At 60.1% G+C, this 12,490-nt stretch carries 11 protein-coding genes; 6 read left to right on the top strand and 5 right to left on the bottom strand.

Going from position 1 to position 12,490, the window contains the following annotated elements; translation table 11 throughout:
- The first annotated feature begins 1 nt into the window (after position 1).
- The 6 genes from NKI85_RS24355 to NKI85_RS24330 all read left to right on the top strand — a co-directional run bounded on the left by NKI85_RS24355 (position 2) and on the right by NKI85_RS24330 (position 6,632).
- A complete protein-coding gene (locus NKI85_RS24355; RefSeq protein ID WP_352778391.1) occupies positions 2 to 1,423 on the top strand; it encodes a cytochrome ubiquinol oxidase subunit I in 1,422 nt (473 codons plus the stop codon).
- A 4-nt stretch (positions 1,424 to 1,427) separates the two neighbouring features.
- A complete protein-coding gene (cydB, locus tag NKI85_RS24350; protein ID WP_352778389.1) occupies positions 1,428 to 2,447 on the top strand; it encodes a cytochrome d ubiquinol oxidase subunit II in 1,020 nt (339 codons plus the stop codon).
- A 339-nt stretch (positions 2,448 to 2,786) separates the two neighbouring features.
- On the top strand, positions 2,787 to 4,751 hold the full coding sequence (locus tag NKI85_RS24345) for an FUSC family protein (RefSeq protein ID WP_352778387.1): 1,965 nt from the start codon (positions 2,787 to 2,789) through the stop codon (positions 4,749 to 4,751).
- Between the two features lie 439 nt (positions 4,752 to 5,190).
- Positions 5,191 to 5,550, top strand: a complete 360-nt coding sequence (locus NKI85_RS24340; RefSeq protein ID WP_352778385.1) for a hypothetical protein — start codon at positions 5,191 to 5,193, stop codon at positions 5,548 to 5,550.
- Positions 5,551 to 5,740: 190 nt separating this feature from the next.
- On the top strand, positions 5,741 to 6,436 hold the full coding sequence (locus tag NKI85_RS24335) for a hypothetical protein (RefSeq protein WP_352778383.1): 696 nt from the start codon (positions 5,741 to 5,743) through the stop codon (positions 6,434 to 6,436).
- Complete coding sequence (locus NKI85_RS24330; RefSeq protein ID WP_352778381.1) at positions 6,420 to 6,632, top strand: hypothetical protein; 213 nt, start codon at positions 6,420 to 6,422, stop codon at positions 6,630 to 6,632. The genes NKI85_RS24335 and NKI85_RS24330 overlap by 17 nt, the downstream gene beginning before the upstream one ends.
- A gap of 413 nt (positions 6,633 to 7,045) precedes the next feature.
- Here NKI85_RS24330 and NKI85_RS24325 read toward each other — a convergent pair whose 3' ends face one another.
- From NKI85_RS24325 to NKI85_RS24305, 5 genes are all read right to left on the bottom strand, one after another.
- Positions 7,046 to 7,891 carry a formate/nitrite transporter family protein gene (locus NKI85_RS24325; protein WP_352778379.1) on the bottom strand — a complete coding sequence of 282 codons (846 nt, stop codon included), beginning with the start codon at positions 7,889 to 7,891 and terminating at the stop codon, positions 7,046 to 7,048.
- Positions 7,892 to 7,999: 108 nt separating this feature from the next.
- Positions 8,000 to 9,238: a cupin domain-containing protein gene (locus tag NKI85_RS24320; RefSeq protein ID WP_352778377.1), complete on the bottom strand. Its 1,239-nt coding sequence runs from the start codon at positions 9,236 to 9,238 to the stop codon at positions 8,000 to 8,002.
- 80 nt (positions 9,239 to 9,318) lie between these two features.
- Positions 9,319 to 10,284, bottom strand: a complete 966-nt coding sequence (locus NKI85_RS24315) for a helix-turn-helix domain-containing protein (protein WP_352778375.1) — start codon at positions 10,282 to 10,284, stop codon at positions 9,319 to 9,321.
- A gap of 340 nt (positions 10,285 to 10,624) precedes the next feature.
- Positions 10,625 to 11,278, bottom strand: coding sequence for a DUF1345 domain-containing protein (locus NKI85_RS24310; RefSeq protein WP_352778373.1), 654 nt, complete (start codon positions 11,276 to 11,278; stop codon positions 10,625 to 10,627).
- A gap of 253 nt (positions 11,279 to 11,531) precedes the next feature.
- Positions 11,532 to 12,353: an alpha/beta fold hydrolase gene (locus tag NKI85_RS24305; RefSeq protein WP_352778371.1), complete on the bottom strand. Its 822-nt coding sequence runs from the start codon at positions 12,351 to 12,353 to the stop codon at positions 11,532 to 11,534.
- Positions 12,354 to 12,490 lie beyond the last annotated feature (137 nt).

Here is a 12,490-nt window from a genome sequence, read left to right as displayed (position 1 = left end):
GATGGACCCCGTCGAACTCGCGCGCCTGCAATTCGCCTTCACCATCGGATTCCACATTCTCTGGCCAACCTTCACTATTGGCATCGCATGCTTCGTTGCCTGGCTCAGCGGCCTGTGGTGGTGGACAGGCAAGCTCGTCTACCGCGACCTGATGCGGTTCTGGAGCCGCATCTTCGCCCTCGGCTTCGGCATGGGTGTGGTCACTGGCATAGTGCTCAGCTACGAGATCGGCACCAACTGGGCCGGTTTCTCGCGCTCGGTCGCCAATGTGCTCGGACCGTTGTTCATGTACGAGGCGTTGACGGCCTTCTTCCTCGAGTCCGGCTTCATCGGCATCGTTCTGTTTGGCGAGGGCCGTGTCAGCAAGGGCATGCATTTTTTTTCCTGCTGCATGGTCGCGGTCGGCACGCTGCTCAGCGCCACTTGGATTATTGCCGCCAATAGCTGGATGCAGACGCCGGCAGGTGCGGTCGCGGATGCACATGGTATCTATCACGTGGTGGACTGGTGGACGGTGATCTTCAACCCGTCGTTCCCCTACCGCTTGGCGCACATGGTCTGCGCGAGCATCCTAACCGGCTCTTTCGTGGTCGCCGGCGTCTCAGCCTTCCACCTTTGGCGCCGCCAGCATCGCACAACCTCGACCATCGCCTTCTCCATGGCCATGTGGATGGCTCTGGTTCTGGCGCCGCTCCAGATCGTGTTGGGCGACATCCACGGCCGCAACACCCTCGTCTATCAGCCGACCAAGGTCGCCGCGATGGAAGGCCTGTGGGACACCACGCGCGGTGCGCCGATGACGGTGCTCGCATGGCCGGACATGCAGGCCGAGGAGAACCGCTTCGCGATCGACATCCCGCACATAGCCAGCCTTTATCTAACGCACTCCTGGAACGGCGAGGTCCCGGGGCTGAAGGCCGTGCCGCGTGACGACCGCCCCTATGTCCCCATTGTATTCTTCGCCTTCCGCATCATGGTCGGCATCGGCATCGTCCTGGTCACAACCGCGATCATCGGCGCGGTGCTGCGCTGGCGCGGACGCCTCTTTGAGACACGCTGGTTCCAACTCCTGGCGATGGCGGTAACACCGCTCGGCTTTCTCGCCGTGCTTGCCGGCTGGACCACGACAGAAGCCGGCCGTCAGCCGTTCGTCATCTACGGGCATCTGCGCACGGCAGACGCCGTCGCGCCGGTGAGCGCGGGCGCTGTCACAACAACACTGCTGATCTTTTTCGCCGTCTACAACATGCTGCTGATTGCTTTCTTCTGGTTTGCCGCGCGTATCGCCCTCAAGGGACCCTCCGCCTCGATCACCGACCCGGGATCGACGAGGCCGGGACTGGACCGATCCGGCCCCACCCTGGCCGGGGCAAATGCCGCCACGCCGCCCGTGGCCGGCCTCGCCCACGCGCCGGGAGAATGACGCGATGGACAGTTTGCTCCCTTTCGATCTTCCGCTGCTGTTCGCTGCGGTGGCCGTCTTTTCCGTCGCCGTCTATGTGCTGGCGGACGGCTTCGATCTCGGCGTCGGGATCCTCTTCCTTGCCGCGCCCCGCGATGCGGACCGTGATGTCATGATGGCCAGTATAGAACCCGTCTGGGACGGCAACGAGACCTGGCTCGTCATGGGCGGCACGCTGCTCTTTGCCGCGTTTCCGGCCGGCTACTACGTACTGCTGCCGGCCTTCTATTTGCCCATCATGTTCATGCTGTTCGCACTGATATTCCGAGGCATCGCGTTCGGCTTCCGGCTGCGGGCTGCGTCATATCGCTGGGTATGGGATATCGCATTTGCGGGTGGATCGATATTGGCTGGCCTCTGTCAGGGGTTCGTCCTCGGCGGTTTCATCGGCGGCATACCGATGGAGGCCGGCATGTTTTCCGGCGGGCCCTTCGATTGCTTCACGATTCTGGGACTGCTCTGCGGGCTCGGCCTCCTGGGCGGCTACGCGCTTCTGGGCGCGGGTTGGCTCATCTGGAAGACGGAGGGCTCGACCCAGATATTTGCCCGCGAGGTTGCGCATGCAGCACTTATTGTGGCCGCCGCGATGATGGCTATCGTCAGTGGCTGGACCGCGTTGGCCGACCCCAATGTCGCAAGCCGATGGTTTGTCTGGCCCAACATAGCCTATCTCGCGCCGTTGCCGTTGTCGGCCGCCATCATCGCCTGCTTCATCTGGCGCAGCCTCTGGGGCAAGCGCGAGACATTACCTTTCATCCTCTCCGTTGTGCTGTTCCTTCTTGGCTTTGCAGGTTTGGCGGTCAGCCTCTGGCCTTATATCGTACCGAGGCACATTTCGATCTGGGACGGCGCCGCCGATCCTCAAGCGCTTGCCTTCGCGGGCGTCGGGATCGTCATTATCATTCCGATCGTGCTGGCCTACCAAGCCCATGCCTACTGGGTGTTCCGCGGCAAGGTCGAGCATTCGGCTTATGGCGAGCACTAGTCCGCGCTTCTGCTGGCGTGCGACCCGAGTGCGCACTGCACAACGTACGCATCGTCCCTGGCGATTGTGACCAGCGCGTCATCGTTCTGCGTAATCAGGGCAACCGGTCGAACTCGGCGCGGCAAATTTGCAGCACGTGGGAATGAAGAACGTTACCGATGAGATTGGTGGCTTTGAGGGCTAGAGGGCCGCCGCACTACCGATTGTGCCATACGAAAATGAAAACCTCGATTTTCGTCCCCTATGACCCGTGCGTTCCAATGCTTCGGGGTATTGCCCGACGAAAAACAATATATGTCACGAGAAACTCAACGAGTTTGCTGCCGCCGGTCGCCCGGCATGAGTCTGGTGCGAGCGGCACTCGACCGGCTGTTCCCGCCCGACCCAGGCTGGCTGCGCCTGATCGCCGCCGTCAGCGCAACCCTCGCTGGACTGACAACCTTCGTCATCGTCGCGCTGATGGGTACCATCGCCGGTGTGCCGGTCATCGACCGCGTCCTTGGATTTGCCATCGCCCTCTTCATCGCCGCCACGGTTCGCGACAGCACCATCCACCAGAAACTCACGACCATTGCGATTGGCGGGGTTGGGGCATGCGCATCCACGATCGTCGCCGCGCTGCTGATCGATCAGCCGATGGCGGACGCAGTGTTGCTGCCTGCCATGATGTTCGTGATCGCATTCTTCTCGGTTCGCAGTCCACGTCATGGATCGATCGGGCTGGTTTCGCTGATCGCCTACCTGATCGCGCTCGTCTCGAAGCAGCCGGCCGAAACTCTGCCGCTGCGACTACTGGTCATAGTCGTCGCCGCGACCGTTGCCGCGCTGGTGCGTTGCGTCCTGATTCCGGAGCGGCCGGAGTCCGAGATCGAGCGCCTGCGCCACGAAGTCCGTAGTTGCATCAGCAAGGTGCTTGCGCTCGTCGCAGCCGCGGTAGGCAAGGGCTCGTGGACGGCTGCGAGCCGCCGCCGCCTCCGACGCCAGGCCTCTCGCCTTGATGAAATCATCATGCTTGCCCAGGCACGGCTCGTGTCGTCGGCTAAGCAGCCGGCCTACCCGGGCTGGGGCTGGCTGCAGCTGTTCGAAATACAGCTGGCGACGCGACGTGTCGAGCAGATTGCCCTGCAGGATCTCGGCGGTCCGGAGGAGCGCGTAGCCCTGCTGTCGCGGATTGAGGTGATCGGGGCTGCAGGCCAGCAAGCGCCGCTGCCCCCTGCGCCAGGCCGTCTCGGCGGAGCGCTCGATATGCTCGGCCACGTCCTATCCGAGATGCCGGTGGGCGAGCCCGATTATCCGGCCTTCGTTCCGCCGGCGGCATCTCCACCTGCATGGCGTCCGGCGCTGCAGACGGCGACCGCCTCGACCCTCGCTATCGCGTGCAGCGAATTGATCCTTCCCAATCGCTGGTACTGGGCGGCGTTTGCAGCCTTCGTCATGTTCCGGGAAACGCGTTCGCGTGGCGAGTCCGTGGCAAAAGGCACCGCGTTCGTCATCGGCACCACGGCCGGACTGGTGGCGGGCCAGTTGCTGGCGACACTGCTGTCCGGTCACGAGCTGCAGAGCATCGTTGCCATCGTCATCGCCGTGTTTCTCGCCTTTCAGGCCAATGTCATCGCCTACAGCGTCATGGTCTTCTGGATTACGGTGATCCTCGGCCTGATGTTCGGGATGATGGGGTATTTCACCTTCGATGTCCTGCTGACGCGTCTGGAGGAGTCGGCTATCGGCGTCGCGTCGGGCGTGCTGGTCGCGTGCCTCGTGCTGGTGCGGCGCGAACGGGATGTGACGGAAGAGGCGGCCGCCGCGTTCTTGAATGCCTTGCGCAATTTGGTGAGGGGCGCCGCCGCCGTGCTGCTGGAAGGCAAGCCGACGCGCAACCTCGCCAGCCACATCCTCGGGACCGGGCAACGTTTCCGCGAACTCGAAGCAGTCGCTGCATCTGAGCAGTCGAGCTTCGGGATGGTACGCCGCGAAAGGCTGCGCAGGCGCGTCATGGTGCTAGGCGCATGCGAGAATTGGGGGCGAGAACTCGGAACAATCTGCCTAAGAAGCGGTCGCATCGAGGACGCCGGGCTTACGAAAATAGCCGCAGATGCGCTCGCGCGCACAGACGCCACGCTGGGTTACCTGACAGGCGCAGGGTCCAAAACGGCGGGAGCGATAGCAGGCGCCGATACCGCCAACAATGTGGTTCCGGCAGGGGCCGACGATCCCATCTCTCACGCCGTTCACTTGCTCTTGCGCCTGGATGCTGCGCTGGATCGCGTCGCAGCAATACGCGATGAGCGCGCGAGCGTGCGATGAGACTGTTCGGCGCCGTGCCCCCGTTAGCAGGTTGTAGACGCACTCACAACTCTGAGAACGCCGCCAGCCACGCCCCTCGGTGCGTCAGTCGACCGTGCGAAAAACCTCCTCAGCGCCGCGCGAAACGAGGTATCATCCTCGACGAAGACAATGGCTCATCGCCGCCAGCGCCCTCCTCCTTCGCCCGGCCAGGTCACGGCACGCGGGTCACCGGCGACGCGCCAGTGGCAAACCAATATGCGCAGCGGGCGAAGCTTGAACTAGGGCGGCGTTTTCGAAAGACATTTCATCGTCTGAGCGCGATGCTCCACGCTCAAACGCAAGGATTTCGACCTATGGCAGCCAGTAAATCAATCCGGCCTTGCAAATCCGCGACCGGAGGCTGGGGCGCGCCGATGTCGACGGCCGATCGCGTTGTTCGGCCTGGAGGCTGAGGCCCATGAGTGCGGTCGAACTCGGGGGCTCCTTCGCTCTGCGCCGCGGTGGGCAAGGTTCGGTGTTTGCCTCCGCAGTCTCTGCCGGCATTGGTCCGCTCGACTCGCCGAACATCGATGCAATGTCACGCCGGTGCGGCCGTCTCGGTGAGACGCACTGGTTCGAACTCTTCGTCACGATGGTAGCGCCGCTCTGCCTTTTCGCCGTGCTCGCGGTCTCGAGCACGGACGCGGTCACCAGATCGTTCTTGATTTGCTTCGCCATTTATTCCGATTTGTTGATCGCCTTGCTTTGGTTCACAGAGAAAGACGATGCCCCACTGATCCGACCCATCCACGCCCCAAGCGGCAGGCTCTGCGCGTGAATGTCCAGGAGGATGATCGCCCCCAATTCCCACCGCCAGTGGATGTACGAAACCCAAGTCGACGACGTCGCCGGCCCCAGGCAATTCGAGTTGATCAACGCCGAATCCTTAGGATCGTCGTCGCCCTCTATGATGAACGCCTGACGCAAGGATGAACTTGTCGGTAGGAGAGTAGGATGGCTGATCGGGCGTGGTACATGGCGGTGCCGAGCTTCTTATTGTCTTTCGTTCATCTTCGGAAGCGTCGGCGTCCTACGTTAGGGACCGCTTCTTCCCCGCGACTCTGGCGACCGTCGTTCCCACTCCGGCCGACTTCGTCAATTTTCCTCAATTGGTGCGGTTGCCTGACACCACCTCGCGCGAGGTCGACTTTCCTTTCTCCTACAGCAAGCTCCTCACCCCGGATTGGTCGGTGTCGTTCACCGAGAACTACCGCATCGTCGATCAGGCGGGCACGCGCGCGGGCTTCGACAATTTAGTGCTCGGCACCCAGTATGAACTCTATTCCAATCCCGAGCACGAGTTCGTCTTCTCGGTAGGCGGCACAGTGGCGCTGGGCGGCACCGGATCGTCTGACATTGGTGCCAAGTCGTTCTCGACCCTGACGCCGACCGTTTACATGGGCAAGGGCTTCGATGATCTGTCTGATTCGATGGGGTGGCTGCGTCCGATCAATGTCACCGCGACCCTTGGAATCGCGCTGCCAACCCAATCCACCACCGTGACCGGCGCCACCACAATCGACAACCCAAACGTCCTGCAATGGGGCTTCGCCCTGGAATACAGCCTGCTCACCAATTCGTATTCCGCTGGCAAGGGAGGTGCTCACCGCATCGCCAAGGGGTTTGGTACCGCTGGTGGAATTCGCAATGCAGACGCCGCTTGACGGGCCGTTGGCTGGAGAGACCACGGGCACGATCAATCCGGGCGTTATCTGGGTGGGCGAGTACGCCCAACTCGGGGTGGAAGCGATCCTTCCGATCAATGAGCGCTCGGGCCGCGACATTGGCGTGCGTGCACAGCTCCACTTTTATCTCGGCAACATCTTTTCGAACGCGATCGGAAAGCCGATCTTCGACTGACCGCGCGCCGCGTTGTGTATGAGCACGCACCGGCTCTCCGCGGCCAGGTTCGAGGCCTCCAACCTATCCTACGATCAGGCGCCCTCCGGAATCGACAGAAAGCACCTCCGAGTCGACGTGCCACGACCGACTTCATTCTCGACGTAGGGACGCCGCCGCGACGTTCGACCTAACGTTGAGTCAGGGGAAGACCGAGACCTGTCCCCTTTTCGTCTGCCCTGCTCGTGAGGTACGGTTCGAACGCTCGTCGGATCATTTCGGACGACGTCCCGGTTGTAGCTTGTCTTCGCTGCTGGTCAGATGCTCGAAAGGCTCGGGCGACCGCGACGATGATGTTGGTCGACCGTCTCGGCTTTATTGGCCTGCCCTCGGCGACCGCCTTGCGCCTGGCGCGCGACAACCTTCGAATCCGATCAGGCGGTCGGTCCGAACGCCGCTGTTCTCACTGCCGGAGTTGACACGCTTGTATTGCCCCGCCGCCGATATGTCCAATAAAGAGGAAGGCCGGCGAACAGAAACCCGCCAGCAATATTACCCAAGGTCACTGGTATTTGATTCCAGTACCACCAGTCAGCGAAGCTGATCTTGGCTCCCAGTATCATTCCCATGGGTATGACAAACATGTTGACGACACAATGTTCAAATCCCAACGCGAAAAACGCAAAGATGGGCAACCAGCATCCGATAATCTTGCCGGGCAAGGACCTCGAACTCATTCCCATCACGACGCCAAGGCAGACCATCCAGTTGCATAGCATCGCCTTGACGAATCCTGTCGCCAGACCGCCGTACCCATATGGCTCGTAGGCGATCGTCTTAGACTCGGCGAGCGCTCGGATATGGTCCCCCAGCGCGCCGGCTCCGGCGTTGCCGGCGTCGGTCAGAACGAAGTAGAACAGCATGGCAAAGATCAAGGCTCCTAGCATGTTGCCGGCAAAGACCCAGATCCAGTTCGCCAACATCCGCAAGGCCGTGGTGCGTCCAGAAAGTACTGCCAATGGAACCAGACCAAAATTCCCGGTCAGAAGCTCCAGGCCAAGCACGACGATCATGGCGAACCCCGCCGGAAAGATGAGGGCGCCGACAAGCGGAATATTGGTCTGAAGCGCGCCCTGCAGGGCCAGGCTGGTCGCGAAGGCGAGCAGTGCTCCAGCGAACATGCCACGAATCAACAGATCGGTGGGACGGTGAGCAGCTTTGGCGGCGCCGAGGTCGACCATTGCCTCCACGATTTCGACGGGCGAGAGACTGTCGTTCATGATGACCATCCTTTTGGGTTGGACAGTTGTTGCGAGGAATAGCCAATCAGTGCAGCGGCTCGATCATCGGCACGCCCAAAGCGATTTTGGCCCTGGCGTCGGCTGCCGTCAGCCGGGCATGATGCCGAGCTGCTCTTTAGGAAATTTCGCAAGCACAGCCGGATCGACATTCAGGTGCTGCGCGACCAATTCGGACGGAGCGTGGGTGAGCCAGTCCGATAGGTCGACCTCATGGTATTCCGACGCCTTGAAAATCGACAGAAACTGCAGGTCGGTGGTGCCTGTATTCAGGATGTAGTGACCTTGGTTCTTCGGAACATAGCCGATGTCACCGGACTGGAAGTCGGCCGTTTCGGCCCGAGGACCGGCATCGAACACGGTCATGCGCCCTTGCCCCTTTATCCAGTACTGCCATTCGTCGGCATTTTGATGCCAGTGCATTCGTCGGAGGGCACCGGGCTTGATCGTCTCCACGGCCGCGGCGATCGTCGTCGATACCTTGAATGTCCGGCTATCGGCGAGATGGACTACGCCTGAGGAATTCTCCTTCACCGGCACGCTATCGCGCAGCGAAAACGTGAACGGATTCGCAGGCGCGCCGCCGGACCGCACGGCGGCCTGATCGGCGGCGAGCGGACCTGGCTCTTGTCCCTGGAATATCCAGAGATCATGAAGCGGTATCGATTTGAAACTGTCGGCGGGCACGCCGAAATTCTGGGCCAGAATTTCCGGCGGCGTATGGGCGAACCAGTCCGTCACAAGAAGCGTATTGAATTCGGAGGCCTCACCATTGTCAAAGATGATCAGGAACTCGCAACCGTCTGGCCCGAGACCCTGGAGCGAATGCGGAGAGCCTGCTGGAAAATACCAGATGTCACCTTCCTTGATGTCTTGCACATAGGCTTGGCCCAGTTGATCGAGCGTTGTCACCCGCATGCTACCATTCGTGACGTATCCCCATTCGGCAGCAAGATGCCAATGAAGCTCCCTGATGCCGCCAGGTCCAAGTCGCATATTGACGCCGGAGACGGACGTCGAAATCGGGAAATCCGCGACCGTGACCTGTCTGGCCCAGCCGCCGCCCTGAATGCGCTTGGATGCAATGTTGAACGAGGACCAGAACCTCGGCATGCCGCCGACATCGGTTGCGGGTGGGTTTTCGAAAGACGGCAGCTGATCCGCGACCGCCGGATTCTTTGGGCCGGGGTCCGATAGGCTACCGGGATTTGCATTTATTGCGCCCTGCGGCGGCTCATCCGGATTGCCAAACGTCGTTGCATGGGCAGCCGTCGCCGCGACGGCGACACCTCCGAGCGCAAGGACATTCCGGCGCGATAGTGCTTGCATGCGTATTCTCCTGTCTACAAGTCGAACCACAACGCATCGAACACTGCCCGATGGATCCGCGTGGCCGAATATTCTTTTGCCTATAGTGCGACTCGGGGCGCCTGGTGCCGCCGCAACTCCACACAAGACCCAGCAATCTTTATTCCTGGACTCCGAGGTAGTTTGGCCGGCAAATGATCTATTTCGCTATAGTTTGACCGCCGCCACTGATGCGGCGTGTCACCCATGAAACGTTTGAACACCGTGGTGAAGTGAGACTGCGTCTGGAATCCGACGCTGAGCGCGACGTCGACGATCGACGAATCATGCTGCAAGAGGAGCTCCCGTGCTCGTTCGATACGACGCCGCAACAAATATTCATGAGGACGAATGCCGGTCGATATGCGAAATTGGGCAGCGAAGTGCATTGGTGAGAGCCCCGTTACTGCGGCGAGGTCGCCAAGCGTGATCGGCTCTGCCAGGTTCGCATCGATGTACTCAAGGGCGCGCTTGAGCCGCCATCTCGGCAAAGCTCCACAATTGCGTTTTGGCCGAAAGGGATCGGGGCGATGGTCATGGCCCAGAAGCCGCGCGGCGATCGCTAGTCCGACGGCGCTTGCGTAGATTTCGCCGAAATGCTCGTCCATCCCGTCGATTCTAAGCAGGGCGCGGGCCAATTCCTCTATCGCGGAGTCGGCCTGCGATCGGAGGTCCAGAAACAAACATCGATCGGGTCCTGCCTTCTCGCGAAAAATTCCCAAACGACGCCGCAAGTCGTCGTTACCGATCCTGAGAAAGCGCACTGCCATTCCCTTCGGGAGCAGGCGCATAACCGCATCCAGCAAGTTGGCTCTTGTTGGGTCGTCGACCAAACCCCCTGGTTCTTTTGGATCCGGCACGAATAGGATCAGATTTACCTGTCTCGTCGCTATTCCGACGACAAAGCCTAAGCGTGAAGCAGCTGACGAGGTCGAATGCTTTGGGAGGCCGCTGTCTTCAAAATTGGTGTAGTCGTTCCAGAACTTGGGAATGCTGATCCCTTCGATTCTGCGCAATTCGAACGACATCGTTTGCCTCCATAACTTTTCGCCGATGCAGTCTCCGAAAAACATAGAACGCACAAGTATAATGAGAGCATTCTGTGCCACGCCTGCCGGTCATGCTGGCGAGTTTCGGACTGCTATGGAATTTAGATAATCAAGTTCGGCTCTAAACGGCTATTCTACCGATGGCAATCGACCTACGCGAATGATTTGGCCTGGATATACTTAGGTATGAGACCGTCGCCCTCGCCCGGAATTGGCACGGCAATCCGATCGACGTCCGGCGTGGCATCTACAACGCCACAGCACGATCTGTCTGTTGCGCAGTTCCATGGGCGTTCTGCCGTCACGCCACGTTGAAAGCTCACCCAAAATAGAGAACTCCGACGAAGACATTGACCATCAGAGCCAGCACAATCACGCTAAGGACGAAGGAGATCAGCGCGTGCAAGAAAACGATATGTCTGATCGGTCCCGATCGGACCCCTACATCGGTGACCTGAAAGGTCATGCCTATGGTGAACGCAAAGTAGATAAAGTCAAAATAGTCAGGTTGTGTGGTGCCTGGAAATGCCAGGGGCCGATGATTTCGCTGCTGTCGACGATAGAACTCGTAGGCATAGTAGAAAGCGAAAAGCATGTTAAGAAATCCCCATGCAAGCATGATCGTCGCTGACGCCAACACGATCTCATTCACCGATTTTTGGTGGACGCCCGAAAGTTCCAGACCGAGTGCTCCCAGGATAACGACACAAACAGCGATGCCGGTCATGAGCACAGAGAACTTCCGCTCATTCTCCTCGCCCGCACGCCTCGGCATCATGCGACGCGCTGTCTTCCAGGCGATGACCAGGCATGCCACAATCATCATGAGCGTCGTTATGTCGAAAGCGATGAGGGCCGCGCGAAGCAACTCGAAAATATGTTGAAGTACAAGATAAAAACATAGGCCGAGAGCTGCCATCACCGACAGGCGTGGCCGAAAGACGTGAGGGCGCAGTGCTTTGTAAATAAACACGCTGACCCTGCGCCGCCTGTAGCAATTTAACATTATATGGATACCGCCCGTAGTTCATGATCTGATTTGAACGTTCGATAGCGCTGCTTTCAAACCTTGCCGTTGAGCGGCTTGGTTTGAACAACTTGATACTAGGTACAAAAACGGTCGAAGCCGCCCTGCGGGCGGCTCGTGTTGACCGCGGACTAATCGGTGAGAGCCGGCGATCGGATGGCCTCCGGCATCATGCAAAAGGCAGCTTCATCCCTGTTGCTCAGACTTTGAAAAACGCCAGCAAGTCCTCGTTGACCTGATCCTTGAGCGTCATACAGAGACCGTGCGGGGCGCCCTTGTAGACCTTCAGCGTCGCACCTTTGATGAGCTTTGACTGAAGCAGGCCGGCGTCAGCGAACGGCACCATCTGGTCGTCGTCACCTTGCATGATCAGCGTCGGCACGTCGAACTTCTTCAGGTCTTCGGTCTGATCGGTCTCGGAGAACGCCTTGATGCAGAAGTATGCGGCAGGGAAACCCGTCATCATTCCTTGCCGCCAGAATGAGTGGCGCGCTCCCTCCGAGACCTTCGCGCCTGGCCGGTTGTAGCCGAAGAATGGCAGGCTGAGATCTTTCCAGAATTGCGAGCGGTCGGCGTGGACGCTGGCGCGCATCTTGTCGAACACCTCGAGTGGCGTGCCGCCAGGATTGGTCGGCGTCTTCACCATCAGAGGCGGGACGGAGGCGATCAAAACGGCCTTCGCCACACGCTTCGTGCCGTGCCGCCCGATGTAGCGAGCAACTTCCCCGCCACCCGTGGAGTGGCCGACGTGGATGGCGTCCTTGAGATCAAGCTTGTGGACAACTTCCGCGAGATCGTCGGCATACGTGTCCATGTCGTTGCCGGTCCATGGTTGGCTCGACCGCCCGTGGCCACGGCGGTCATGCGCAATGCAGCGATACCCGTGCGAAACAAGAAAGAACATCTGGTCCTCAAAGGCATCTGCGCTGAGCGGCCATCCATGGCTGAAGACCACTGGCTGCCCGGTGCCCCAGTCCTTGTAGTAGATTTCTGTACCGTCCTTGGTTGTGAAGGTGCTCATGGGCGTGTTTCCTTTGGGCTGGAACAGATGGAGGCGCTTGCCTGACGGGAGATTGCCGCGTCAGCGTCGAATGCAGACTTGCGACAGCGGCAATGCCGGCGCTACGAAAACTGACGTTGGGCGGAGGTCGGTACGTC

It is taken from the genome of Mesorhizobium sp. M0571, from assembly GCF_040320985.1.
In the GTDB taxonomy this organism is placed as follows: Bacteria; Pseudomonadota; Alphaproteobacteria; order Rhizobiales; family Rhizobiaceae; genus Mesorhizobium.
This window is presented reverse-complemented; position numbering and strand designations above follow the sequence as displayed.

Bases quoted from the DNA above. Each gene is read 5' to 3' on its own strand.
- NKI85_RS24355 (WP_352778391.1), top strand. From the start codon at position 2: ATGGACCCCGTCGAACTCGCGCGCCTGCAATTCGCCTTCACCATCGGA.
- cydB (WP_352778389.1), top strand. From the start codon at position 1,428: ATGGACAGTTTGCTCCCTTTCGATCTTCCGCTGCTGTTCGCTGCGGTG.
- NKI85_RS24345 (WP_352778387.1), top strand. From the start codon at position 2,787: ATGAGTCTGGTGCGAGCGGCACTCGACCGGCTGTTCCCGCCCGACCCA.
- NKI85_RS24340 (WP_352778385.1), top strand. From the start codon at position 5,191: ATGAGTGCGGTCGAACTCGGGGGCTCCTTCGCTCTGCGCCGCGGTGGG.
- NKI85_RS24330 (WP_352778381.1), top strand. From the start codon at position 6,420: ATGCAGACGCCGCTTGACGGGCCGTTGGCTGGAGAGACCACGGGCACG.
- NKI85_RS24325 (WP_352778379.1), bottom strand. From the start codon at position 7,891: ATGAACGACAGTCTCTCGCCCGTCGAAATCGTGGAGGCAATGGTCGAC.
- NKI85_RS24320 (WP_352778377.1), bottom strand. From the start codon at position 9,238: ATGCAAGCACTATCGCGCCGGAATGTCCTTGCGCTCGGAGGTGTCGCC.
- NKI85_RS24315 (WP_352778375.1), bottom strand. From the start codon at position 10,284: ATGTCGTTCGAATTGCGCAGAATCGAAGGGATCAGCATTCCCAAGTTC.
- NKI85_RS24305 (WP_352778371.1), bottom strand. From the start codon at position 12,353: ATGAGCACCTTCACAACCAAGGACGGTACAGAAATCTACTACAAGGAC.